Source organism: Streptomyces litmocidini, from assembly GCF_014649755.1.
GTDB lineage: Bacteria > Actinomycetota > Actinomycetes > Streptomycetales > Streptomycetaceae > Streptomyces > Streptomyces litmocidini.
Window position 1 is genome coordinate 127,527 of the sequence record NZ_BMTQ01000017.1, and the last position, 25,099, is coordinate 152,625.

A 25,099-nucleotide genomic window follows, 5' to 3' on the forward strand; every position below is an offset into this window, starting at 1 on the left:
CCGGGACGCGGCTCAGGCCCACGCTCCCCGGTCGGTGAGCACGCCGCGCAGCGTCTCCAGGTGATCGGTCATGATGCCATCGACACCCAGGTCGAGGAGAGAGTTCATCCGGGCCGGATCGTTCACCGTCCACACGTGGACCTGGAGCCCGCGCGCGTGCGCCTCCCGCACGAACCGGCGGTCGACCACCGGCACCCCGGCCTGGCGCTCCGGGACCTGCGCCGCCACCGCTCCGGCCCGCAACGCCGCCGGGATCCCCCAGGAGCGCAGCCGCAGTCCGACCACCCCGCCCACCCCGTACGAGGTGGCGAGCCGCGGACCGGCCGTCCGCTGGGCCCGCGCCACCCGGGACTCGGTGAAGGAACCCACGCAGACCCGGTCCCAGGCCTTCTTCCTGCGGATCAGGTCGATCAGCGGGTGGAGCGCCGACTCCGCCTTGAGGTCCACGTTCCAGCGCACCTCGGGGAACTCCTCCAGGAGGTCGGCGAAGAGCGGCAGCGGCTCCTTGCCGGCCACGCGGGCCTCCCGCACCGCCGCCCACGGCAGGTCGCGGATCCGGCCCGACGCGTCCGTCACCCGGTCGAGGGTCGCGTCGTGGAACGCGACGAGCACCCCGTCGGAGGTCGTGTGCACATCGGTCTCGAAGTAGCGGTAGCCCGCCGCGGCGGCTCCGCGGAAGGCGGCCGCGGTGTTCTCCAGGCCGTTCGCCGTGCCGCCGCGATGGGCGAACGCGAGGGGGGAGGGGTGGTCGAGGTAGGGGTGGCGTACGCGAGTCACGGCCGCAGTATGGCGCCTTCCGGTGTCCCGGCGGCGACCGAGGAGGGGACGGAGGCCGGCCCGGGGACGAGCGCGGGGCCGCCGGAGGCGGGCGCCGCGGGGGCGGGAGCGGTCCCGGGGGCGGGTGCCGCACCGGCGGGACCGGGCCCGGCGGCGGGTGCCGCACCGGCGGAACCCGGCTCCGGAAGGGCGAACCGGCGCAGGAAGAACTGGGCGAGCGGGCCGATCGCGAGCGCGTACAGGACCGTGCCGACGCCGACCGAACCGCCGAGCAGGAAACCGGTGGCGACCACCACGACCTCGATCGCCGTCCGCACCAGCCGGACGGACCGGCCGGTGAGCCGGTGCAGACCGGTCATCAGGCCGTCGCGCGGACCGGGCCCGAAGCGCGCCGCGATGTACAGGCCGGTGGCGACGCCGTTGAGGACGATGCCGAGCACGAGCAGCGGCACCTGCCCGGCCGGGCCGTGGACGTCCGGCACCAGGGCCAGGGTGCCGTCCATCGCCAGTCCGATCACGAACACGTTGGAGACCGTGCCCAGTCCGGGCCGCTGCCGGATCGGGAGCCACAGCAGCAGCACCATCGCGCCGACGACGATCGACACCACGCCGATGGACAGCCCGGTCCTCGCGGCGAGGCCCTGGTGCAGGACGTTCCAGGGCTCCAGGCCGAGCCCGCTGCGCACGAGCAGCGCCGAGCTGACCCCGTACAGCGTCAGTCCGACGTACAGCTGGACGAGCCGACGGGCGAGGTGCCGGCCGCGGAGGCCGGAGGCGATGGACAAGGGACTGCCCCCAAGGTGGTGGTAGTGGACTGACTCATGACACTCTGTGGCGGGGGATCGGATGTCAACCATGGCCAATTCGAGGAAGGTGGACTGATTTCCATGGCTCAGTGGACTTCGGCGGTGGGACCGGCCCAGCTCGCCCGGCAGCTCCAGGCGCAGCAGCCCCGGCCCGCCGGGCCCGGGACCCGCAAGCCGCCCGCCTACCGCGCCCTGGCCGACGGCATCCGGCTGCTCGTCCTGGAGGGCCGCGTCCCGGTCGCCGCCCGCCTACCCGCCGAGCGGGAACTCGCCCTCGCGCTCACCGTCAGCCGCACCACGGTCGCCGCGGCCTACGAGGCGCTGCGCACCGAGGGCTTCCTGGAGTCGCGGCGCGGAGCCGGCAGCTGGACCGCCGTGCCCGCCGGGAACCCGCTGCCCGCGCGCGGCCTCGAACCGCTGCCCCCCGAGTCCCTCGGCTCGATGATCGACCTCGGCTGCGCGGCGCTGCCCGCGCCCGAGCCCTGGCTCACCCGGAGCGTCCAGGGCGCCCTGGAGGAGCTGCCGCCCTACGCCCACACGCACGGGGACTACCCGGCCGGGCTGCCCGCGCTGCGGCAGATGCTCGCCGACCGGTACACCGCGCGCGGGATCCCCACCATGCCCGAGCAGATCATGGTCACGACCGGCGCCATGGGCGCCATCGACGCCATCTGCCACCTCTTCGCCGGGCGGGGCGAGCGGATCGCCGTCGAGTCGCCCTCGTACGCCAACATCCTCCAGCTGATGCGCTCGGCCGGCGCCCGGCTGGTGCCCGTCGCCATGGCCGAGGGCCTCGGCAGCTGGGACCTGGGACGCTGGCGGCAGGTGCTGCGGGACGCGGCGCCCCGTCTCGCGTACGTCGTCGCCGACTTCCACAACCCGACCGGCGCGCTCGCCGACGAGGACCAGCGGCGGCAGCTCGTCGAGGCGGCGCGCTCGGCCGGCACGGTCCTCGTCGTCGACGAGACCATGGCCGAGCTGCACCTGGACGAGGGCCTGGAGATGCCCCGGCCGGTCTGCGCCTTCGACCCGGCGGGCGCCACCGTCCTCACCGTCGGTTCGGCCAGCAAGGCCTTCTGGGCGGGCATGCGCATCGGCTGGGTCCGGGCCGCCCCCGACGTCATCCGTTCCCTGGTGGCCGCGCGCGCGTACGCCGACCTCGGCACCCCCGTCCTGGAGCAGCTCGGCGTGAACTGGCTCATGCGGACGGGCGGCTGGGAGGAGGCCGTGGGACTGCGCCGCGACCAGGCCCGGGGGAACCGGGACGCGCTCGTCGCCGCCGTCCGCCGGGAACTCCCGGAGTGGGAGTTCGCGGTCCCGCGCGGCGGTCTGACCCTCTGGGTCCGCACCGGCGGCCTGTCCGGCTCCCGGCTCGCCGAGGCGGGGGAGCGGGTCGGCGTCCGCGTGCCCTCCGGCCCCCGCTTCGGCGTCGACGGCGCCTTCGAGGGCTTCGTCCGGCTGCCCTTCACGGTCGGGGGCCCGGTCGCCGACGAGGCGGCCGCCCGGCTGGCCGCCGCGGCGCGCCTGGTCGAGTCCGGCGCGGGCAGCGGGGGCGCGGAGCCGCCGAGGTCGTTCGTGGCGTAGCGGTCCGCACGGACGGCGGAGGGCCCCACGCGCGCGCGTGGGGCCCTCCGCCGTCCCTGGTTCCGCCCGCTCAGCCCTCCGCCGGGACGGGCGCGTGGAACGGGGTCGGGCCGGAGTCCGGTTCGGGACGGGGCGCCGGAGCCGGTTCGGGGGCCGCGCCGGGGACCGTCTCGACCACGGCGGCCGAGATCGTCACCGTGCCCTGGGAGGCGGCCGGGGCGGGGGCCGGGGCCTTGACGGCGACCGTGTCCTGGGCCGTGACCGCGGCCGGAGTCTTGACCGTGATCGTGTTCTGGGCCGTGACCACGGCCGGGGACTTGGCCGTGATCGTGTCCTGGGCCCCGACGGCGGCCGGGGCGGCGGCCGGGGTCTTGACCGTGACCGTGTCCGGGGCCGTGACCGCCGCCGGGGACTCGACCGTGGCCACGGGCGGGTTCGCGGGTGCGGCCGGGGCCGTGATCGCGCTGCGCTCCGGGAGCAGGTCCAGGACCGCCCGCCGGTGCGCCTCGCTCGTCGCGTCGTCGTACGGGTCGGGCGTGGCCGGCACCTGGAGCCGCAGGACCGGGCCGGTGCCCAGGCGCGCGTAGCCACGGCCCGCCGGGACCTCGGGCGTCGGCGTGGTGTGCGGCCGGGCGCCGAGGACGGCCGCGATCTGCTCCGGGGCGGCGGGGCCGAGGACGATCCGGGCCCGGGTGTGGGTCCGTACCGCCTCGCTCAGCGTCTCCGTGCTGTCGAACTGCTCGGCCACCACCACCGTGACCTGCGCCGCGCGCCCGTGCCGCAGCGGCACCTCCAGCAGCTCCTGCGGGTCGGGGCGGCCGTCGGCGGCGGCCAGGTGGCCCAGGACGCCCGGCCGGTCGAGCAGGATCCACAGCGGACGGCGGGTGTCCTCGGGCGCCGGCTGACCGGCCTGCCGGGCCCGGTTCGCGGCGATCAGCCGCCGCTCCGTCTCGTGTGCCGCCCATTCCAGGGCGGCGAGGGCCCCGGAGAGCCCGCACTCGACCGCGAGGACGCCGGCGCGGCCGGTCAGGCACGCGTACTCGCCGGTGCCGCCGCCCTCGACGATCAGCACGTCCCCGTGGGGGAGGGCCTGGAGCGCGATCGAGCGCAGCAGGGAAGTGGTGCCGCTGCCGGGCTGGCCGACGGCGAGCAGGTGCGGCTCGGTGGAGCGGGGGCCGGTGCGCCAGACGACGGCCGGCGCGTCCTCCGTGCCGTCCGCCGAGACGACCGGCACGGTCCGCTGCACGGCGTCGGCGTCGGTGAAACCGAGGACGGTCTCGCCCGGCACCGTCACGAAGCGCTGGGCGGCGATGGTGGTGGGCAGGGCGGGCAGCACGCTCATGACGAGCCGGTTGCCCTCCTCGTCCCAGTCGAAGCGGTACTCGCGGCCGCGCCCGGACTTGGCGTGCAGCAGCTGCTCGATGCGGGCGCGGGCGGCCGGTTCGCCGTCGGTGAAGTACGGGGGGTACGCGATCTTCAGCCGGGTCAGCCGTCCGTCCTCGTCGAAGGCGTACTCCCCGAAGGCGCCGCTCCACTCGCCGCCGTGGGCGAAGAGCGGCGCGGGGTCCTCCGGCACGGAGAAGTACGGCACGAGCGCCTCGTACAGGCCCTTGAGCCGGGCGATCTCCGCGTCGTCGGGTCCGGTCCTCACGACCGGGCGCTCCCGGCCCAGCCAGGCGGCCACGGCCATGAGCAGGACGACCGCGAGGAGCGGCCCGTACGGCATGAGGGCGACGACCAGGACGCAGGCCGCGACCAGGAGCAGCGTGGGACCACGCCGCTCCTTGGGGGTCGCGGCCCACCTGGCGCGCGCGGTCGCGGCCAGCTTCCGCAGACCACGGGAGACCGTGATCAGCGGATGGAGCACGTCGGTGGCGCTGTCGGCGGCCGTGCGCGCGATCTCTCGACTGCGAGCGATCTGTGCGCTGCCGCTGCTCAGAATGCGGGGGAGTGGTCGCCGGGCCACGAAGTACTCCTGAATCGGTGGAAGGGACTGAAGGGCGTCAGAACTTGATCCCGCCCAGGAGGCCGGCGAGGCTCTGGCCGCCCGCCGTGATGCTCGGGGCGATGGCGGTGCCCGCGAGGTAGAAGCCGAACAGCGAGCTGACGAGGGCGTGTGAGGCCTTCATGCCGTCCTTCTTGAAGAACAGGAAGCAGATGATGCCGAGCAGAACCACGCCTGAGATGGACAGGATCATTGGTTGTTCTCCTGGTTGAGGGGACAGTCACCATGAGTTCTTCCAGATTCACCGGGAGTATCTATGTGATTAAAGGTGCATTCGAGTGAAAAACGGCTGATTTCACTTGTCCGGCGGACAGCGGACGCCCCGCCGGGTGGCGAAATGCCCGGCGTGCGCTAGGAGCGGGTCCCGGGACGGGAGGACGTGGTGATCTTTGCCTCGGTGGGGCGCGGTCATGTCGACGGACGGGCAGTACCCTGTCGATTCACTCGTACGGCCGCGCTCACCGCGCGCGGGCCGACAACGACAGGAGAGAGAGGCGGTTCCACCCGATGAGCGAGACTCCGGACCCCGAGGTCGTCGAGCTGGCGTCGAAGGTCTTCGACCTCGCGCGCACGGGTGACGCCGACGCCCTCGCCGCCTACGTCGACGCGGGCGTCCCCGCGAACCTCACCAACGACAAGGGCGACACCCTCGTCATGCTCGCCGCCTACCACGGCCACGCCGCCGCGGTCGCCGCCCTCCTGGAGCGCGGCGCCGAGGCCGACCGCCCCAACGACCGCGGCCAGACCCCGCTCGCCGGCGCCGTCTTCAAGGGCGAGGACGCCGTGATCCGCGCCCTCCTCGCCGCCGGCGCCGATCCGGAGGCAGGGACTCCGTCCGCGCTCGACACCGCCCGCATGTTCGGCAGGACCGAACTCCTGGAGCTCTTCGGAGCCGGGTGAACGGCGGCTGAACCCCAGGTGGGAGCAGCGTCGTAAATGTGGTCGCGGTGGCGAAATGGGTGGGTCATCATGACGTCGGGCCCGGCAAAACGGGTCACCGACGAGAGGCTGAGGAAGATGATCACAAGCAGGCGAACGACGACGGGCGGCCCCGAATGTTGCCGCGCGGCCTAGGCGTACGGGCGATGTACCGCCCGACCGGGCTCCCCCCGGTATCCCCCGGTCGTGTCGACAGCTTGATGTGAGGCGTCTTCCCATGTTCGAACCAGTCATAGCGCCGAGCGGCACCCTGCTCGGTCTGCTGCAGCGGGGCCGCGGCGACGGCACCCTGCACGCGCTCGCCGCGCCACGCGCCGAGGCCCTCGCGGCCCTCAACCACTGCGTTCTCGACGACCCCCGCCACGACTGGCAGGTCGAGAACCGCTCCCTCTACTACGCCCGTCTCTACCTGGACCTCCACGGAGGCCTCGACGAGATCGAGGCGCACCTCCTGGGTGCCGAGGACCACCTCGACACCGAGGAGTCCCGGACCGGGCTCGCGCTCGCCGTCCTCGGGCACCTCGCCTCCTACGGGCGCCAGGACGCCCTGCTGCTGCTCCGGCGGTACGCGGCGACCGGCGCGAACTGGGCCTGGGCCCTGGACGAGCTGGCCCTCCGCGACGACGACGCCGGACTCCGCGCGCTCGCCCTGCCCGTGCTGGCCCGCTTCCCGGCCGACGCGGACGGCGACGCCGAGCTGGCGCGCACCGTCCGCGACGCCTTCGAACCCCGCCCCTGGCGGCTGTGGGCCGAGGACCCGCGCGAGGCCGTCGCCGCCCGGGTCAGGGCCGCCCGGGAACAGGGCTCCTTCGACCGCTGGCAGCGCCAGATGCGCCCCGCCGGGCCCCGCCCCGGCTGGAGCGTCCGGGCCGTCCTCGACTGGGCGCAGGAGGGGTACGAGCGCGGAGCCGTCCTGCACGGCCCCGCCGCCCGCTGCCTGACCGCCGTCGCCGGACCCGAGGACCGGCCCGAACTCCTCGCCGCCGCCCGGCACGGCGCCACGGGGGCCCGCGGCGCCGCCCTGCACCACCTCGCCGAGACACGGGACCCCGCCGTCCTCGACCTCGTCGAGGCCGCGGCCGACGGCGCCTCCCACGAGGTCGCCGAGGTCGCCGTCGCCGCCTACCGGCGGATGTGCGGCGAGGACGCCGTCGCCCGCGCCCGCGCGTGGGTCCGGCGCACCGACGCCCTCGGGACGGCCGCCGCCGAGGTCCTCGCCTGCCGCGGCACCGCCCAGGACGCCGGCCTCGTCCTCGGCGCCCTCCGCGACACCGTGCGCTCCGCGGGCCCCGACGCCCCCGAGCTCGCCTGCCTCGTCGACGGCGCCGGACGCCTCGGCATCGCCTGCGCGGCACCCGTGCTGCGCCACGTCTACCGCGAGACGACCTCCTCCCGGCTGCGCGGCCACGTGGCCCGCGCCCTCGCCGCCACCGACCCCACCTTCGCGACCGGATTCGCCGTCGAATGCCTCTGGGACTGCGAGGAGACCACGCGCGAGGTGGCGGCCCAGCACGCCGAGACCGGTGACGCGCGCGTCGCCGAGCGATTGCGCCGCCTCGCCGCCGACCCCGCCGAAGAGGTCGAGGTCCAGGCGGCGGTACGCAACCGGATAGGGCCGGACCTCCAGGTCTGACCCCGGCTCCGGGACAGCGACAGGTCCGACCACCCCTCCCGGCCCGACCTCGCGCACCCGAGCCACCCGCCACCCGGCCCCCGGGGCGGCGCGGCCTGCGGCGGAGAACCCGCCGACCGTGGCCCCGCCCCGGGGGCCGGGGCGTTCCCGGGCCAGGCCGGGGCCCGCGTCCCCGCCCGGCCCTCCCCGCGCGCGAGTCGGTCCCGGGCTCCGAGTCCGGCGGCGGCCGCGGGCCGGGGTTCCCGGCCCGGGCGTGGGCCCGGGGCTCCGAGCCCCGCCCCGGCCCCGGTCCTCGCCCGGGTCTTCCGGGCCGGGCGTTTCGGGCTCCGAGCCCCGCCCCGGCCGGGCGCCCCGGGGGAAACGCTCACGGGACGTTCCCTCCCCGTCCAGATTCACGTCGGCGGGGGCACGCCGGGCGCGACGACAACACCCGTATGCGTGTCGTCATCGTCACCGAATCCTTCCCTCCCGACGTCAACGGCGTGGCGCACTGCGCCCTGCAGACCGCGCGCCCCCTCGCCCGGCGGGGGCACACCCCGCTCGTCACCGCCCCCGCCGTCGCCGATCCGGCCGCGGACGCCGACGCCCCCCGCGCCGTCGTCCGGGTGCCCTCCCTCCCCCTGCCCGGCTGTCCGCGGGTACGCGTCGCCCTGCCCAGCCGCCGGATCGCCGTGGCCACCGCCGCCCGCCGCGCCGACCTGCCGGGCGCCCGGTTCCCGGGCCGCCGCACCGGCACCGGCCTCGCCCGGATCTTCGCCTCGCCCGACGTCTTCGTCCGCACCGGCCCGTACGAGACGTTCTGCCGGACCGTCCAGGAGGCCATGGCGAGCGGGGTCCCCGTCGTCGCCCCGGCCGCCGGCGGGCCCCTGAACCTGGTCGACCACGGCCGCACGGGACTGCTCGTCGCGCCGGGCGACCCGGACGCGCTGCGCGGGGCCGTCGCCGCGCCGGCCGCCGCGCCCGGGACGCGGGCCGCCCTCGGCCCGGCCGGACGGGCCGCCGTCGAAGGACGCACCGGGGAGGCGCTCGGCGGCGAACCGACCGGCCCCTACCTGGAGGTGCTGCGCGAGCGGACGGCGGTGGCGGCATGAGCGGCGTCCGTACGGGAGGGGGAGCGGGACTCCGGATCGTGCGGCTCGCGAACTTCGTGACGCCCACCTCGGGCGGCCTGCGCACCGCCCTCGACCAGCTCGGCCGCGGCTACCTGGCCGCCGGGCACGAGCCCGTCCTCGTCGTCCCCGGCGCCGCCGCGAGCGACCGCCGCACCGAGCAGGGCCGGGTCGTCACGCTCCCCGGCCCCGTGCTGCCCGGCACCGGCGGCTACCGGGTCCTCGCCGACCGGCGCCGGGTCCGCCGGCTCCTCGACGAACTCGCCCCCGACCGGATCGAGGTCTCGGACCGCACCACGCTGCGGTGGACGGGGGAGTGGGCGCGACGCGCGCGCGTGCCGTCGGTCATGGTCTCCCACGAGACCGCGGACGGGGCGCTGCGCACCTGGGGCGTGCCGCCCGCGCTCGCGGCCGGCGCCGCGGACCGGCTCAACCGCCGCACCGCGTGGGCCTTCGCGCGGATCGTGTGCACGACGGAGCGGGCGGAGCGCGAGTTCGTACGGATCGGGGCCCGCAACGTCGTACGGGCCCCGCTCGGCGTGGACCTGGACCGCTGCCGGCCCGACCGCCGCGGCGCCGTGCCGCGCGCCCGGTACGCCGGCGGGGAGCGGGTGCTGCTCCTGCTGTGTTCGCGCCTCTCGGTCGAGAAACGGCCGGGCACGGCCCTGGACGCCCTGGAGGAGCTGCGGGCCTCGGGGACCCCGGCGGCGCTCGTGGTCGCGGGGGACGGGCCGCTGAGGGGCGCCCTGGAGCGGCGGGCGCGCGAGCGGCGGCTGCCGGTGCGGTTCCTCGGGCACGTGGCCGACCGGGAGGCCCTGGCGGACCTCCAGGCGGCGGCCGACGTGTGCCTGGCGCCGGGGCCCGCGGAGGCGTTCGGCCTCTCCGCCCTGGAGGCCCTGGCCTGCGGGACCCCCGTCGTGGTCAGCGCCTCCTCCGCCCTGCCCGAGGTCGTGGGCACGGCGGGGGCGTCCGCCGCCGACGCGCCGGGTGCCTTCGCCGACGGCGTACGGAGCCTGCTCGCGGTCCCGGAGGGCGTCCGCCGCCGGGCCGCACGCACGCGTGCGGAGCTCTTCTCCTGGGACCGCGCCGTCACCGCCTTCCTCCACGCCCACGACGCCCTCCCGGCCACAATGGGGAGATGAGCGGGCGCTGGGAGTTCTGGATCGACCGGGGCGGCACCTTCACCGACGTCGTCGGGCGGCGGCCCGACGGCCGGCTCGTCACCCGCAAGGTGCTCTCCCACGACCCCGCCCGCCGGCAGGACGCGGCCGTCGCCGGCATCCGCCTCCTCCTCGGCCTGGGACCCGACGAACCCGTCCCCGCCGACCGCGTCGCCGTCGTCAAGATGGGCACCACCGTCGCCACCAACGCCCTCCTGGAGCGGCGCGGCGAGCCGACCGTGCTCCTCGTCACCGAGGGCTTCCGCGACGCGCTCCGCATCGCCTACCAGAACCGGCCCCGGCTCTTCGACCGGCACATCGTGCTGCCCGAGGCGGTGTACGCGCGCGTGATCGAGGTCCCCGAGCGGGTCGACGCCCACGGCCGCGTCGTCCGCCCGCTGGACGAGGCCGCCGTCGCGGCGGCGCTCGCCGCCGCGCACCGCGACGGCTTCCGCTCCGCCGCCGTCGTCCTGCTGCACGGCTACCGGCACCCCGAGCACGAGGCCCGGGTCGCGGCGGCGGCCCGAGCCGCCGGCTTCACCCAGATCAGCTGCTCGCACGAGGTCAGCCCGCTCATCAAACTGGTCCCGCGCGGGGACACCACCGTCGTCGACGCCTACCTCTCACCGATCCTGCGCCGGTACGTCGACGAGGTCGCCCGCGAACTCGCCGGAATCCGCCTCATGTTCATGCAGTCCAACGGCGGCCTCCGCGAGGCGGCCCACTTCCGCGGCAAGGACGCCGTCCTGTCGGGCCCGGCGGGCGGCGTCGTCGGCATGGCCCGCACCTCGGCGCAGGCGGGGTACGGCCGGGTCATCGGCTTCGACATGGGCGGCACCTCCACCGACGTCTCGCACTACGCGGGCGCCTTCGAGCGCGAACTCGGCACACAGGTCGCCGGGGTGCGGATGCGGGCGCCCATGATGGGCATCCACACCGTCGCGGCGGGCGGCGGCTCCGTCCTCCACTACGACGGCCGCCGCTACCGGGTCGGCCCCGACTCGGCCGGCGCCGTCCCCGGACCCGCCTGCTACCGGCGCGGCGGGCCCCTGACGGTCACCGACGCCAACGTCATGCTCGGACGCGTCCAGCCCGGCCACTTCCCCGCCGTCTTCGGCGAGACCGGCGACCGCCCGCTCGACGCGGAGGTCGTGCGGGAGCGGTTCACCGCCCTCGCCGAGGAGGTGGGCGGCGGCCGCACCCCCGAGGAGGTCGCCGCCGGCTTCCTGGAGATCGCCGTCCTCGACATGGCCAACGCCGTCAAGAAGATCTCCGTGGAGCGCGGCCACGACGTCACCCGGTACGCCCTCACCAGCTTCGGCGGCGCCAGCGGCCAGCACGCCTGCGCCGTCGCCGACGCCCTGGGCGTCGACACCGTCCTCGTACCCCCGCTGGCCGGAGTGCTCTCGGCGTACGGGATCGGGCTCGCCGACGCCACCGCCATGCGGGAGCGGTCCGTCGAGGCCGAACTCGACGCCCCCGGCACCCACGAGCGCGTGACCGCGCTCTGCGCCGAACTCGCCGACCGCACCCGCGAGGAGCTCCGCGCCGACGGACTGCCGGACGAGGCGATCACCACGCACGCGCGCGTGCTCCTGCGGTACGCGGGCACGGACGCGAGCCTCCCCGTCGACCTCGCACCGCCCGACGAGCTGGGAACCGCGTTCACGGACGTCCACCGAGCGCGGTACGCCTTCACCCTGGACCGGCCGCTCGTCGTCGAGGCCGTCACCGTCGAAGCCGTCGGGAGCGCCGGTCCGCACGGGCCGGTCCTCGTCGGCACCGCGGAGCGGAGCGGCCCCCCCGCCCCCGTGGCCACCGTCCGGATGCACAGCGCCGGCACGCCCCACGACGCCCCGCTCCACCGGCGCGAGGACCTGCGGCCGGGCGACGGCGTCGACGGGCCCGCGATCCTCGCCGAGGCCGACGCCACGACCGTCGTCGACACCGGCTGGCGGGCCACCGCGACCGACGGCGGCCACCTCCTGCTGCGCCGCGTCTCCCCCCGCCCCCCGCGCGTGGCCGCCGGCACGGACGTGGACCCCGTCCTCCTGGAGGTCTTCAACAACCTCTTCATGTCCATCGCCGAGCAGATGGGCGTCCGCCTGGAGAACACCGCCCAGTCGGTCAACATCAAGGAACGCCTCGACTTCTCCTGCGCCCTCTTCGACGCCGAGGGCAACCTGATCGCCAACGCCCCCCACATCCCCGTCCACCTCGGCTCCATGGGGGAGTCCATCAAGGAGGTGCTCCGCCGGCGCGGGGACGACCTGCGCCCCGGCGACGCGTACGCGATCAACGACCCGTACCACGGCGGAACCCACCTCCCCGACGTCACCGTCGTGACCCCGGTGTTCGACGACACGGGCGACGAACTCCGCTTCCTCGTCGCCTCCCGCGGCCACCACGCCGAGATCGGGGGCATCACCCCCGGCTCCATGCCCGCCTTCAGCCGGACCGTCGACGAGGAGGGCGTCCTCTTCGACGACTGGCTGCTCGTCCGCGACGGACGCCTCCGCGAGACCGAGACCCGCGCCCTGCTCACCGGCGCCCGCCACCCCTCCCGCGACCCGGACACCAACCTCGCCGACCTGCGTGCCCAGATCGCCGCCAACGAGAAGGGCATCGAGGAACTGCGCCGCACGGTCGAGGAGTTCGGACTCGACGTCGTCCAGGCCTACATGCGGCACGTCCGCGCCAACGCCGAGGAGTCCGTACGGCGCATCGTCGCCCGCCTCGACGACGGCGCGTACCGCTACGAGACCGACGGGGGCGCCGTGATCCGGGTCGCCGTCCGCATCGACCGCGAACGGCGCTCCGCCCTCGTCGACTTCACCGGCACCTCCGCCCAGCTGCCCGGGAACGCCAACGCGCCCACCGCCGTCGTCATGGCCGCCGTCCTGTACGTCTTCCGCACCCTGGTCGATGAGGACATCCCGCTCAACAGCGGCTGCCTGGAGCCCCTGGAGATCCGCGTCCCGCCCGGCTCCATGCTCGCCCCCGTCCACCCGGCGGCCACCGTCGCCGGGAACGTCGAGACCTCCCAGGCCGTGACGGGCGCGCTCTACGCGGCCCTCGGCGTCCAGGCCGAGGGCTCCGGCACCATGAACAACGTCACCTTCGGCAACGCGCGCGTGCAGTACTACGAGACCGTCGCGAGCGGCTCGGGCGCGGGCGACGGCTTCGACGGCGCCGACGCCGTCCAGACCCACATGACCAACTCCCGGCTCACGGACCCCGAGGTCCTGGAGTGGCGCCACCCCGTCCGGGTCGACGCCTTCGCGGTGCGGGAGGACAGCGGCGGGCGCGGCCGATGGCGCGGCGGCCACGGCGTGGAGCGCCGCCTGCGCTTCCTGGAGCCGATGACGGTGGCCCTCCTCACCGGCCACCGCAGGGTCCCGCCGTACGGGATGGCCGGCGGCGAGCCGGGCGCCCTCGGCGAGAACCTCGTGGAACGCGCCGACGGCACCGTCCAGCACCTCGGGGGCGCCGCCACCACGGAGGTGGGCCCCGACGACGTCCTGGTCCTGCGCACCCCCGGCGGCGGGGGCTACGGCCCGCCGCCCCTCTGAGCCGCGCCCGCCGCCGGTCCCTCACCGCACCGGCACGAACCGCACCGGCGTCCCCGGAACCGCCTGCGCGGCCGCGCCCAGGTCGGCCTCCCGCACCACCGCGACCACCGGATAGCCCCCGGTCGTCGGATGGTCCGCCAGGAACACCACCGGATGACCGTCCGGCGGCACCTGCACCGCGCCCAGGACCATGCCCTCGCTCGGCAGCTCGCCCGGCCGGGCCCGTTCCAGCGCCGGGCCCTCGAGCCGCAGCCCGATCCGGTTGCTCGCCGCGGACACCCGGTACGCGCGCGTGGCGAAGGTCCGCAGCGCGCCCGCGGTGAACCAGTCGTCGCGGGGACCGAGCCGGACGCGCAGGACGAGCTCCGCCGCCGGGCCCGGCCACGGCGGGGCGTCGACCGGCACCCGTACGCCCGTGTCCGCGCCCAGCGGCAGCACCGTCCCCTCCGCGAGCGGCGCCGGGCCGAGGCCCGACAGCAGGTCGGCGGAGCGGCTGCCGAGCACCGGCGCGACGGCGATCCCGCCACCGAACGCCACGTACGAACGCAGTCCGCGCACGGCCGCGCCGACCTCCAGGAGCGACCCGGCGCCGACCCGGACCGTCGTCCCCCAGGCGGCCGGGCGGCCGTCCACCCGGACCGGGCAGGGCGCGCCGCCCACCGCCACGGTCACCGCGCACCGGGGCCGCAGCGCGCACCCGCTGACGGTGGTCTCCAGGACCGCCGCGCCCTCCGCGTTGCCGACGAGCCGGTTGACGAGGCGCCCGGCCGCCGGGTCGAGGGCGCCCGAGCGGGGCACGCCGAGGTGCGCGTACCCCGTGCGCCCCAGGTCCTGGACGGTGGTCAGCGCCCCGGCCCGGACCACGGCGACGGCCCGGTCGCTCATCGCCCGCCCCCCGCCGTGAACCGGACCCGGGTGCCGGGCGCGAGCAGCGCGGCCGGGTCCCGCCCGGCGTCCCACAGCACCACGTCCGTGGTGCCGATCAGCTGCCAGCCGCCGGGGGAGGAGCGCGGGTACACCCCCGTGTACGGGCCGGCCAGGGCGACCGACCCGGCCGGGACGGCCGTCCTCGGCGTGGCCCGGCGGGGCACCTCGTACCGCTCGCCGAGCCCGGTCAGATAGCCGAAGCCGGGCGCGAACCCGCAGAAGGCGACCCGGAACTCGGCCGCCGTGTGGATCCGCACCGCCGCCTCCACGGACACCCCCCAGAGCGCGGCGACCTCCGGCAGGTCGGGCCCGTCGTAGCGCACCGGCACCTCGACGGCCTCGCCCACGCGCGCGTGGAGCGGCGCCGGCTCCCAGCCGGCCAGCTCGGCCGCGAGGCGCCCCGGATCGTCCACCCCGTCGAGGAGCACCGTCCGCGCCGCCGGCACGATCTCCCGTACGGCGGGCAGCGCACCGGCCGCCCGCCGCCGCAACAGCTCGGCGTGGAAGGCCTCGGTCGCGCCGCCGCCCTCCAGCTCCACCAGGAGGGCCCGGTCGCCCGCCCTCAGCACCCTCACGCGAAGGCCTCCACGCGCACGCCGGAGGCTTCGAGCCGCTCCCGGACCCGCAGGGCGAGGCCCACCGCGCCCGGGGTGTCCCCGTGCAGGCAGAGCGACCGGGCCCGCACGGCGACGGGGCTCCCGCAGTGCGCCGTGACGACCCCGGACCGGGCCATGGACACCGAGCGTTCGACGACCTCGTCCGGGTCCGTGACGACGGCTCCCTCCTGCCCCCGTGGCAGCAGGGAGCCGTCCGCCCGGTAGGCGCGGTCGCCGAAGGCCTCGGCGACGACCGGAAGTCCGGCCGCCGCGGCGGCCTCGTGCAGCCGGGATCCCGGCAGCCCGAGGACCGGCAGCGTCCGGTCCGCGAGCAGCACGCCGTCGACGACCGCCGCCGCCTGCTCCGCGTCCCGGACCACCCGGTTGTAGAGCGCCCCGTGCGGCTTCACGTACGAGACCCGCGAGCCCGCGGCCCGGGCGAAGACCCCCAGGGCGCCGATCTGGTACGCCACCTCGGCGGCCAGCTCCGCCGCCGGGACGTCCATCGCGCGCCGCCCGAAGCCGGCCAGGTCCCGGTAGGACACCTGGGCCCCGATCCGCACCCCGCGGGCCGCCGCGAGCTCGCAGACCCGCCGCATGGTGACCGCGTCCCCGGCGTGGAAGCCGCAGGCCACGTTGGCGCTGGTGACGACGGACAGGAGCTGCTCGTCGTCGGTCAGCGTCCAGCGGCCGAAGCCCTCGCCGAGGTCGGCGTTGAGATCGATGGGGACCGGGGTCATGGGGTGCTTCCTCTCCCACCTGGCGCGGTGGTGCTCGTGGACGCGCCGTGCGGTTCGCACGGCGATGCGCTGGGGGCCGTCCCGGACGTCGGTGACGAACGTCCGGCCCGGGCACGCGCGCGTGCCCCGCGCGGATCGAGAACCGCCGTCCCGCTCATACGGGTTCCCCCCGGGTCTCGGGCAGTCCGAACAGGGCGAGCACGGCCGGGCCGTAGCCGACGGCGCCGAGGACCAGCGCCCCGCCCACGCCCCAGTCCTCGGCGAGGAAGCCGACCAGGATCGCGCCGACGGCCCACTCGCCGCCGACGGCGCGCCGGCTGCGCGGCCCGAAGCCGCGCAGCCGGGCGAACGCGCCCGTGTCGTCGGGCCGTTCGCCCGGGGAGCGCCGCCGGATCCGTGCCGTGCCCATCCGCACCTCGCAGAGGGGGAGGAGCGTGCCCGAGAGACGTACCGGGGAACCGTGCGGTGCCGTCAAGGTAGAGGATCGTTCAACGATCCGACAAGACGCGTGTTGTCGCTTCCCCGTTTCTGCGGTTGACTCGGCCGCGTTCCGCGGTTCACCCGGCGGCGGGCGACGGAAGGGGCGAGGCGTTGTGGACGGGAGTGCCGTGGACGTGAGCGGGACCGGCGGGCTGGCGGACGACCGCGTGCTGCTCGGACGCACGAGCACGGCCGAGCGGGTCGCGGACATCCTGCGCACCCGGATCGCGGAGGGCTACTTCCCGCCCGGCGCCCGGCTCTCCGAGGAGAGCATCGGCGGCGCCCTCGGCGTGTCCCGCAACACGCTCCGCGAGGCCTTCCGGCTCCTCACCCACGAGCGGCTGCTCGTCCACGAGCTCAACCGGGGCGTCTTCGTCCGCGTCCTGACCGTGGAGGACGTGGACGACATCCACCGCACCCGGCGGCTCGTCGAGTGCGCCGTCGTACGGGGCCTGGGGCAGCCGCCGTTCGCCGTCGAGGGCCTCGCCGCCGCCGTCGCCGAGGGCGAGACCGCGGCCCGCGCCGACGACTGGACGGGCGTCTCCACGGCCAACATCCACTTCCACCGCGAACTCGTCGCCCTCGCCGGCAGCGCCCGTACCGACGAACTGATGCGCGGCGTCCTCGCCGAACTCCGCCTCGCCCTCCACGCCGTCGACGACCCGCGCACCCTGCACGAGCCCTATCTCCGGAGGAACCGGGAGATTCTGGACGCCCTGCGGGCCGGTGAACGGGCCTCGGCGGAGCGGCTCCTCGCCCGCTACCTCGACGACTCCCGGGCCCGGGTCGCCGCCGCCTGCGCCCGGGCCGTCGGCGGTCCCGCGGCCCCCGCCGGCTGAGCGCGCGGACCGTACGGGGCCACCGGGGCGGCCAGGCGCATCTGCGCCGTTTCGACCGTTGTCAGGGTGAGGACCTAATCTGTCCACCGTGACTTCGCCTGCCTCGACGGACCTCGCTCCGCCCCAGCTCAGCGCGGGGCCGCGCCCCGCTCAGGGCCCGGCCGCCGACGAAGGGCTCGCGCGGCGGCTCCGCGCGCTCGCGTGCACCGCCCCGCTGCACGACCTCGACGCGCGCAAGGCGAACCTGGCCGGCGAGTACACGGTCTACGCGATGGCCGAGGTGGCCCTCGCCGCGATCGACCTCATCACGCTGAACATGGACTTCGACACCGGCGCCGACCACGAGCAGATCGTCGCCCGGCTGCTGCCCCGCGTCGCCGCCCAGGCCCCGGCCCGCCCCGCCGCCGAGCACGAGCGCGTCGCCCGCTGGGTCCTGGAGAACCTGATCAACGTCGGCAGCGTCGACCGCGGCTTCCGCGCCGTCTACGGCACCTTCGGCACCGACGGCGTCTACGTCCGCCGGGACTACGACTTCAAGCTCATCGAAGAGGTCCCGGGCTACGGCGGCGGGGTCTACCTCCGCACCACCGACGAAGCGGTCAACGTGCTCGTCGGAGCCCTCGACACCGACGTGACCAGTGCCCAGATCGCCGCCGAGGTGAAGCTGGAGGTCCTCATCAACCGGGGCCGCCTGGCCGACGCCCAGCTCGCCGCCGAGCAGGCGCGCTACCGGACCGTGCAGTACGCCGAGACCCTCCGCAAGACCCTGGAGGCCACCCGGCGCAACGTCCGGGCCGTCGACTGGCTCCACACCGTCCCCGACATGATCGCCGAGGCGCTCGACCACGTGGCCGACCGCTACCGCCACGAGAACGCGATCCTCACCAACATCCGCAAGGCCCGCGACGAGGCCGAGGCCACGAACGACGCGAAGACCGCGGAGCACAAGCGGCGCGCGGCCGAGCTCGTCGACATAGTCAAGGACTGCATCCGCCGCCACACCCAGCTCCAGTCCCGCCTCCTCGAAGCCGGGCCCCTCTTCCGCGCCGAGCAGGACCGGCAGGCCTTCGCCGCCCCCGCCGCGTACACCGGACTCGACCTGTACGGTCAGCTGGTCGCCCCCGTCCTGCCGCTCCCCGTCGAGCAGGCCACCCGCGTCACCGACGCCTTCTTCGCCCACGGCACCGGACTGCGCACCCCCGCCTCCGTCCGCCTCGGCGACCTCGTCGACCTGCTCCTCACCCCGCCCGTCGAGCGCGAGCACCTCGGCGCGGAGATGCCCGAGCCGGACCTCATCGCGACCCCCGACGACTCCCGCTTCAGCGAGGAGCAGCTCGCGAACGCCATGCGCCTGCTCGACCTGGAGCACGACGCCCCGCGTCGCCTCTCCGGTCTGCTCGCCGAGGCCCGCCGCCTCGACCCCGACCTCCCGTACCTCGTCGCCCTCCTCGCCGTCCACGCGGCGAGTCCTCCGGTCGGCACCGCCTACCGCCAGGGCGAGGAGCGCCTCCTCTTCGCCGTCGACGACGGCACCCCGCTGGACGACCCCGAGTTCGGCGGTGCCGACCTCATCGTCGGTACGGCGATGCTCGACGCGGCGGGCATGGCCGCGGACCGCACGGAGGCCTCGTGATCCCCGTCCCCCCGGCAGCCCCCACCGAGCCCGCTCTTCCCGACGGGCCGACGCCCGCCCCGCCGGCCGACGCCGTCGTTCCGGAACCGGGGAGCGCGCCGGAACCCACCGCCGTACGGGAGCCGGAAGCCGCTACCGATCCGGAAGCCGCTACCGATCCGGGAGCCGCTACCGATCCGGGAGCCGCTATCGATCCGGGAGCCGCTCCCGAGTCGGAAACCGGCCGCGACTCCGAAGCCGCGCCTCGCCCCGAAGCCGCACCCCGGCCGGAAACGGAGCCCCGGCCGGAACCCGTACCGGCCACCGCCGAGGCGCCCGCGCCCGAGGTCGTCGCGCGGCCGAGGTTCGGGACCGTGTCGGTGCCGGAGCCGGCCCGCACCCCGCCCGCGCGACGCCGGGGCCTGCCGTCCGTGCGCGCCGTGCGGCTCACGGACGAACCGCCCGCGCCCGCCGACCGCCCCGGCCCCGCCGCCGCACCGGCGTCCGTCACCCCCGTGCCGCTGCCCGTACCCCGACCCGCCCCCCGCGCCGTACCGACCGAGAGCCGTACCGAGGAGCCCCAGCCGTGAGCGAAACCCACGCCGAGCACACCGACGCGTGGAGCGAGCAGGAGCCCCCGCAGCCCCCGGCCGCGCCCACCGCCTCCGCCGTCACCCCCGCGGACGCCGCCGACGCGGCCCGGCTCGTCTCCTTCGGCCTCCAGCCCAAGCTGCTCCCGGCCCGCGACGCCGAGTACACCGAGCTCCTGCGCCGCTACCGCGAGGACCCCGCCTTCGCGCGCCTCGCCGACGCCGTCGCCACCGGCCTCGGACTCGTCGTCCTGGAGGTGTCCCCGCGCGCGGGGATGGCCGTCACCGCGGGAGAGGACTCCGTCTTCGCCGTCCGCATGGGCGACTACGCCCGCCGCGCCTCCACGGACTCCGCCGACCGGTTCCTGCACGGCCTCGCCCACCTCGCGGTCGCCGCCATGGCCTTCCCCCGGCCCGAGGACCTCGCCGACGACACGTACATCGGCCGGTTCACGGTCAACGGCGTCGACGCCTTCGTGCGCCAGGCCTGTCTGCGCCTGGAGCAGCGCGCCGAGGAGCAGGGCGAGAACACCGACCCGGCCTCCGACGCCCCCGGCCTGGAGGCCGCCTGGCGGACCTACGCCCGCCGCAGCGCCACCGGAGCCACCAAGGACGCCCGCCGCCTCGCCGGTTCCACCACCGGCATCGTCGGCAAGGCCGCCGCCTTCCTCACCGACTCCGGCTTCCTCCAGCGCACCGGCGACGAGGGCGGCGGCTCCTACCGCACCACCGCCCGCTACCAGCTCCAGGTCCGCGACATGGCCGGCTCCGCCGCCATGGCCGAGCTCCTCGACCTCGGCGTCGTCCCCGTCAGCGACGGCTCCGCGACCCTCCTGCCGCCGCCCGAGGGCGACGACCTGGAACTCGCCGCCGACGCGGGACTGCCGTTCCATGCGTGACCGCCCCGCGTAACCGCCCGCGCCACCGCCCCCTTCCAGTACGAGAGTCCGCCGCATGTACGAGCTGTCCCGGGTCCGCCTCTACTCCATCGGTCCCGCCGGTGCGCGCTACGCCGACACCGTCCTGGACCTGCGCGGGGTCGGCGCGCCCGTGCCCCACCCCGCCCCCACCCAGGCGGAGTTCTTCGAGGAGGAACCGGTCGGCCCGCCGCGCCGCCCGGCCCCCGCGGGCGTGCTCTTCCTGGAGAACGGCGGCGGCAAGTCCGTCCTCCTCAAACTGATCTTCTCGGTCATGCTCCCCGGCCACCGCAACACCCTCGGCGGCGCCAGCTCCGGCGTGCTGCGCAAGTTCCTCCTGGCCGACGACTGCGGCCACGTGGCCCTGGAATGGCAGCACACCCTCACGGGCGAACTCGTCGTCGTCGGCAAGGCCAGCGAGTGGCGCGGCCGCCAGGTCTCCAACGACCCGCGGAAGTTCGCCGAGGCCTGGTACTCCTTCCGTCCCGGCCCCGGACTCAGCCTGGACAACCTCCCCGTGGCCGAGGCGACCTCCGTCCGCCCGCCCGCCGAGGGCGCCTCCGGCGCCACCGGCCGCCGCCGCACCATGAAGGGCTTCCGCGACGCGCTCACCGAGGCCGGGAAGGCGTACCCGCACCTGGAGGTGGTCTGGGAGGAGATCCACGACCGCTGGAACGAGCACCTCGGGGACCTCGGCCTCGACCCCGAACTCTTCCGCTACCAGCGCGAGATGAACGCCGACGAGGGCGAGGCCGCCGGCCTCTTCGCGGTCAAGAAGGACTCCGACTTCACCGACCTGCTGCTGCGCGCCGTCACCGACACCCGCGACACCGACGGTCTCGCCGACCTCGTCGGCGGCTTCGGCAACAAGCTCGGCCGCCGCGCCGAACTGACCGCCGAACGCGACTTCACGGCCGGCTCCGTCGACCTCCTCGGCCGGATCGTCGAGGCCGCCGGGACCCGCGCCCACGCGCGCGAGGTCCACACCGCCGCCGAGCGCCGCACCCGCACGCTCGCCCGCCGGCTCTCCGCCCGCGCCGCCGGGGAACGCGGCCGCGCCGCCGAACTCGCCCAGCAGGTCACCTCGGCCGGGCACGCCGTCGCCGAGGCCGAGACCGCCCGCGGCCGCAGCTCCCTCATCGCCGCCGAACTCGCCTACCGGCACGCCTCCCTGGCGCTGACCGCCGCCGAGAAGGGCGCCGCCGCCCAGCGCCGCGAACTCACCGACGCCCGCACCCTCCACTCCGCCTGGCAGGCGGCCGAGGCGGTGCTGCGCCACCGGGCCGCCGGCGACCGCTCCGCGCGCGTGGCCGCCGCCATCCGCGAGGCCGAACGCGACGCCGCCCCCGCCCTGGCCGCCCGCGCCGAGGCCGCCGCCGACCTCGTACGGGCCCTCGCCGCCGCCGCCGAGGAGGGCGAGCGCCACGCGGCCGAGGAGGAGGAACGCTCCACCGCCCTCCAGGACGCGGGCGAGACCGCCCACCGGGACGCCACCGCCGCCGCCACCGAGGCCCAGCGGGCCCGCAGCGAGGCCGGCCACCTGCGCCAGCGGCTCGCCGAGGTCGAGCAGGAGACCGCCGAGGCCGTCCGGGCCGGCTGGCTCGACGACACGGCTCCGGACGCCGACCCGGCCCGCGCCGCCCTCGCCGCGAGCGACGCCGAGAAGACGGCGGTCGCCGCCTGGGACACGGCCCGCGAGGCCGCCCGCACCGCGGCCGAGCGCGCGCGGGAGGCCGCCGGCGCCGAGGCCCGCGCCGAACTCGCCGCCGCCCGCGCCGCGGACGCCGCCGAGGCCGCCGGGAACGCCTATGACGCGGAGCGCCGCGCCGCCGAGTCCCTCGCCTCCGAGGAGCGCCTCGCCGAACTCCTGAGCCTGCCGTCCTCCGGCTCCCCCCTCCCGGGCCAGCGCGCCGCCGGCACCGGCGCCGAGGCCCCCGAGGAGGCCCCCGGTGCCGGGACCGGGCCCCAGGGTCCGCTCACCGTCACCGAGTTCGACCGGTACGCCGACGAGCTGCGCGGCCTGCTCGACCAGGCCGTCGCCTCCGCCGAGAGCCGGCTCTTCGAGCTGCGCACCGCCGCCGCCGACGACTCCCGCATCCTCGGCGCCCTCGGCGACGGCGGCCTGCTGCCGCCCGGCCCCGACGTCCTCGCCACCGTCGAGTACCTCGGCGAGCACGGCATCCCCGCCCTCCCCGGCTGGCGCTACCTCGCCCAGGCCGTCGACCCGGCCGACCACGCGCGCGTGCTCGCCGCCCGTCCCGAGCTCGTCGACGGCGTCGTGATCACCGACCCCGTCTCGTACGGACGCGCCCGCGAGGTCCTCGGCACCGCCGCCCTGCTGCCCCGCTCCGCCGTCGCCGTCGGCACCGCCGCCGCCCTGCTCGCCCCCGTACCGTCACGGGAGCCGGGCGAGGACACCGGCGTCTTCCTGGTGCCGCCGAACCCGGCCATGCACGACGAGCACGCCGCCGACGAGGAGCGGCACGCGCTGCGCGCCCGCGCCGCCGCCCGTGACGAGGAGATCCGCGCCCTCGCCGGCCGCCTCGCCGCCGACCGCGCCCTCGCCTCCCGGATCGGCGCCTGGCGCGCCGACTGCCCCTTCGGGATGCTCGCCGAGCTCGCGTCCGTCGCCACGGCAGCCCGCGAGACCGCCGAGGCAGCGGCCGCCGCGCTCGACGAGGCCCGCACGGCCCGTACGGAGGCCGACGAGGCCGCCGCCGAGGCCGCCCGGCTCCGGGACGAGCGCCAGGAGGCCGCCCAGCGGGCCCGCCGGGTCGCCGACGCGCTCGCGGGTCTCGCGTTCCGGCTGCGCGAGCGGTCCGCCTGGCAGGCGAAGCTCCGCGAGCTCGCCGACGACGCCGCCGAGGCCGAGGCCCGCGCCCAGACCTGCCTGGAGCGCGCCCGCGCCGCCGACGAGGACCGCCGCGCGGCCCAGCGCGCCGCCGACGACGCCCACCGCACCGCCCGCGCCCTGCGGGCCGAGCGCGCCGAGATCGCCGGAGCCCCCGACACCCTCCCCGAGGAGGACCCGGCCGCGCCCCGCACCGCGCTCCCCACCCTCCGCGAGGCCTACCGGGCCGCGTCCCAGCTGTACGAGAAGGTCGGCGTCGGCGCCGACCTGCGTGCCGAGCAGGCCCGCGCCGAGAGCGACGAGTCCGCCGCCCTCGCCGAGCTCGACCGCCTCACCAACAAGGTCCGCACCCGCGCCGAGCAGCTCCTGGAGTCCACCGACGGCGCCGACGGCCCGTCCCGGCAGGCGGCCGTCGCCCGCGCCGAGGCCCTGGTCCAGATGCTGGAGACCCGCGCCTCGGAGGCGAGCGAGAAGCTCGGCCGGCTCCGCGGCGAGGCCGAGCGCCTGGCCCCCGAGGACGGCGAGGCGCACACCGAGCTGCCCGAGGAGCTGGTGCCCGCCGACGCCGAGCGGGCCCAGGCCCTGCTCCGTACCGCCACCGCCGAACTCGCCTCCCGCACCGACGCCCTGGAGGCGGCGAGGGCCGCCCACGCCGGACTGCTCCGCGACCACCGGGCCGCCGAGGACGCGGCCGGCGGCTTCGACGAGACGGCCGCCCTGCTGCGCGACCTGCTCCGCGACCACGCGGACGAGGAGCGGGAGGAGGCCGAGCCGTACCCGGGCAGCCTGGAGGAGGCCCGTACGACGGCCGCCGAGGCGCGCCGCTCCCTGCGCGCCTGCACCGCCGAGCTGTCCGCCGCCGACGCCGCCGTGCGGGAGGCGAGCGACATCCTCGTCCGGCACGCCAACTCCACCCGCTACGAGCAGGTCCGCACCCCCGCCCGGCAGCAGATCCGCGAACTGCCGGCGTCCGCGCTGCCCGAGCACGCCGCCAAGTGGGCCGAGGCCTTCGCACCCCGGCTGCGGGTCCTCACCGACGAGCTGGAGCAGCTGGAGCGCAACCGGGACTCGATCGTGGACCGGCTGCGGGGCCTCGTGGAGTCCTCGCTCGCGACGCTCCGCTCCGCCCAGCGGCTCTCCCGGCTCCCCGAGGGCCTCGGCGAGTGGTCGGGCCAGGAGTTCCTCCGCATCCGCTTCGAGGAGCCCGACCAGGCCACGCTCGCCGAGCGGCTCGGCGAGGTCGTCGACGAGGCGACCCGCGCCGCGGTCCGGAAGAACTCCGACCTGCGGCGCGACGGCATGTCCCTGCTCCTCAGGGGCGTCCAGGCGGCCCTCGAACCCAAGGGCGTCTCGGTCGAGATCCTCAAGCCGGACGCGGTGCTGCGCGCCGAGCGCGTCCCCGTCGGGCAGATGGGCGACGTCTTCTCCGGCGGCCAGCTGCTCACCGCGGCCATCGCCCTGTACTGCACGATGGCGGCGCTCCGCTCCAACGACCGGGGCCGCGACAAGCACCGGCACGCGGGCACGCTGTTCCTCGACAACCCGATCGGCCGCGCCAACGCCACGTACCTCCTGGAGCTCCAGCGGGCCGTGTCGGACGCGCTGGGCGTCCAGCTCCTCTACACGACGGGCCTGTTCGACACGACGGCGCTCGCCGAGTTCCCGCTGGTGATCCGGCTGCGCAACGACGCGGACCTGAGGGCCGGACTGAAGTACATCAGCGTGGAGGAGCACCTGCGTCCCGGGCTGCCGCAGCCGACCGCGGAGGGGGAGACGATCCACGGCGAGATCACGGCGACGCGGATGTTCCGCCGCCACCGGTCCGACGACGCGGCTCCGGCGGGCTCGGCTCCGGTGGACGCGACTCCGGCGGACGAGGCGTAGTCCCGGGTCCCTGCTCCAGCAAGGGTGAGCGGCCCGCCCCCATTCGAGGGGGCGGGCCGCTCACCCTTGCTGGAGCCG

At 76.5% G+C, this 25,099-nt stretch carries 19 protein-coding genes; 11 read left to right on the plus strand and 8 right to left on the minus strand.

Annotation, left to right across the window (positions count from 1 at the left end):
- Positions 1–12: 12 nt before the first annotated feature.
- Complete coding sequence (locus tag IE180_RS29485; protein ID WP_190159999.1) at positions 13–777, minus strand: glycerophosphodiester phosphodiesterase family protein; 765 nt, start codon at positions 775–777, stop codon at positions 13–15.
- Entirely contained in the window at positions 774–1,562 is a 789-nt protein-coding gene (gene yczE, locus IE180_RS29490) for a membrane protein YczE (protein WP_229861007.1), read from the minus strand. The genes IE180_RS29485 and yczE overlap by 4 nt, the downstream gene beginning before the upstream one ends.
- A gap of 102 nt (positions 1,563–1,664) precedes the next feature.
- Here yczE and IE180_RS29495 point away from each other — a divergent pair, with 102 nt between their 5' ends.
- Positions 1,665–3,167, plus strand: coding sequence for an SCO1417 family PLP biosynthesis transcription factor (locus tag IE180_RS29495; RefSeq protein ID WP_190160000.1), 1,503 nt, complete (start codon positions 1,665–1,667; stop codon positions 3,165–3,167).
- A 70-nt stretch (positions 3,168–3,237) separates the two neighbouring features.
- Here IE180_RS29495 and IE180_RS29500 read toward each other — a convergent pair whose 3' ends face one another.
- Positions 3,238–5,133, minus strand: coding sequence for a hypothetical protein (locus tag IE180_RS29500; RefSeq protein WP_229861008.1), 1,896 nt, complete (start codon positions 5,131–5,133; stop codon positions 3,238–3,240).
- A gap of 37 nt (positions 5,134–5,170) precedes the next feature.
- A complete protein-coding gene (locus IE180_RS29505; protein ID WP_030691317.1) occupies positions 5,171–5,365 on the minus strand; it encodes a hypothetical protein in 195 nt (64 codons plus the stop codon).
- A 314-nt stretch (positions 5,366–5,679) separates the two neighbouring features.
- Between IE180_RS29505 and IE180_RS29510 the strand changes: the two genes are divergently transcribed.
- The 5 genes from IE180_RS29510 to IE180_RS29530 all read left to right on the plus strand — a co-directional run bounded on the left by IE180_RS29510 (position 5,680) and on the right by IE180_RS29530 (position 13,585).
- Complete coding sequence (locus IE180_RS29510) at positions 5,680–6,072, plus strand: ankyrin repeat domain-containing protein (RefSeq protein WP_190160001.1); 393 nt, start codon at positions 5,680–5,682, stop codon at positions 6,070–6,072.
- Between the two features lie 256 nt (positions 6,073–6,328).
- Complete coding sequence (locus tag IE180_RS29515; RefSeq protein ID WP_190160002.1) at positions 6,329–7,744, plus strand: HEAT repeat domain-containing protein; 1,416 nt, start codon at positions 6,329–6,331, stop codon at positions 7,742–7,744.
- Positions 7,745–8,178: 434 nt separating this feature from the next.
- On the plus strand, positions 8,179–8,835 hold the full coding sequence (locus IE180_RS29520) for a glycosyltransferase (protein WP_190160003.1): 657 nt from the start codon (positions 8,179–8,181) through the stop codon (positions 8,833–8,835).
- On the plus strand, positions 8,832–9,995 hold the full coding sequence (locus tag IE180_RS29525; RefSeq protein ID WP_190160004.1) for a glycosyltransferase: 1,164 nt from the start codon (positions 8,832–8,834) through the stop codon (positions 9,993–9,995). The genes IE180_RS29520 and IE180_RS29525 overlap by 4 nt, the downstream gene beginning before the upstream one ends.
- Entirely contained in the window at positions 9,992–13,585 is a 3,594-nt protein-coding gene (locus IE180_RS29530; RefSeq protein WP_190160005.1) for a hydantoinase B/oxoprolinase family protein, read from the plus strand. Before IE180_RS29525 ends, IE180_RS29530 begins: the two co-directional genes overlap by 4 nt.
- 21 nt (positions 13,586–13,606) lie before the next feature.
- Here the strand turns inward: IE180_RS29530 and IE180_RS29535 are convergent, their stop codons facing one another.
- The 4 genes from IE180_RS29535 to IE180_RS29550 form a co-directional block, all read right to left on the minus strand.
- Entirely contained in the window at positions 13,607–14,470 is an 864-nt protein-coding gene (locus IE180_RS29535; RefSeq protein WP_190160006.1) for a 5-oxoprolinase subunit C family protein, read from the minus strand.
- Positions 14,467–15,087: a 5-oxoprolinase subunit B family protein gene (locus tag IE180_RS29540; protein ID WP_190160007.1), complete on the minus strand. Its 621-nt coding sequence runs from the start codon at positions 15,085–15,087 to the stop codon at positions 14,467–14,469. The genes IE180_RS29535 and IE180_RS29540 overlap by 4 nt, the downstream gene beginning before the upstream one ends.
- Positions 15,084–15,848 (minus strand): LamB/YcsF family protein, encoded by a 765-nt coding sequence (locus tag IE180_RS29545; RefSeq protein ID WP_190160008.1) that lies wholly within the window; start codon positions 15,846–15,848, stop codon positions 15,084–15,086. Before IE180_RS29545 ends, IE180_RS29540 begins: the two co-directional genes overlap by 4 nt.
- 154 nt (positions 15,849–16,002) lie before the next feature.
- Positions 16,003–16,323, minus strand: coding sequence for a hypothetical protein (locus IE180_RS29550; protein WP_190160038.1), 321 nt, complete (start codon positions 16,321–16,323; stop codon positions 16,003–16,005).
- A 139-nt stretch (positions 16,324–16,462) separates the two neighbouring features.
- Between IE180_RS29550 and IE180_RS29555 the strand changes: the two genes are divergently transcribed.
- The 5 genes from IE180_RS29555 to IE180_RS29575 all read left to right on the plus strand — a co-directional run bounded on the left by IE180_RS29555 (position 16,463) and on the right by IE180_RS29575 (position 25,021).
- Positions 16,463–17,167, plus strand: a complete 705-nt coding sequence (locus IE180_RS29555) for a GntR family transcriptional regulator (protein ID WP_229861012.1) — start codon at positions 16,463–16,465, stop codon at positions 17,165–17,167.
- Positions 17,168–17,255: 88 nt separating this feature from the next.
- On the plus strand, positions 17,256–18,800 hold the full coding sequence (locus IE180_RS29560; RefSeq protein WP_190160009.1) for a hypothetical protein: 1,545 nt from the start codon (positions 17,256–17,258) through the stop codon (positions 18,798–18,800).
- A gap of 353 nt (positions 18,801–19,153) precedes the next feature.
- Positions 19,154–19,369, plus strand: coding sequence for a hypothetical protein (locus tag IE180_RS29565; protein ID WP_190160010.1), 216 nt, complete (start codon positions 19,154–19,156; stop codon positions 19,367–19,369).
- Positions 19,366–20,268, plus strand: a complete 903-nt coding sequence (locus IE180_RS29570; RefSeq protein ID WP_190160011.1) for a hypothetical protein — start codon at positions 19,366–19,368, stop codon at positions 20,266–20,268. Before IE180_RS29565 ends, IE180_RS29570 begins: the two co-directional genes overlap by 4 nt.
- Before the next feature lie 55 nt (positions 20,269–20,323).
- On the plus strand, positions 20,324–25,021 hold the full coding sequence (locus IE180_RS29575) for a coiled-coil domain-containing protein (RefSeq protein WP_190160012.1): 4,698 nt from the start codon (positions 20,324–20,326) through the stop codon (positions 25,019–25,021).
- Positions 25,022–25,099 lie beyond the last annotated feature (78 nt).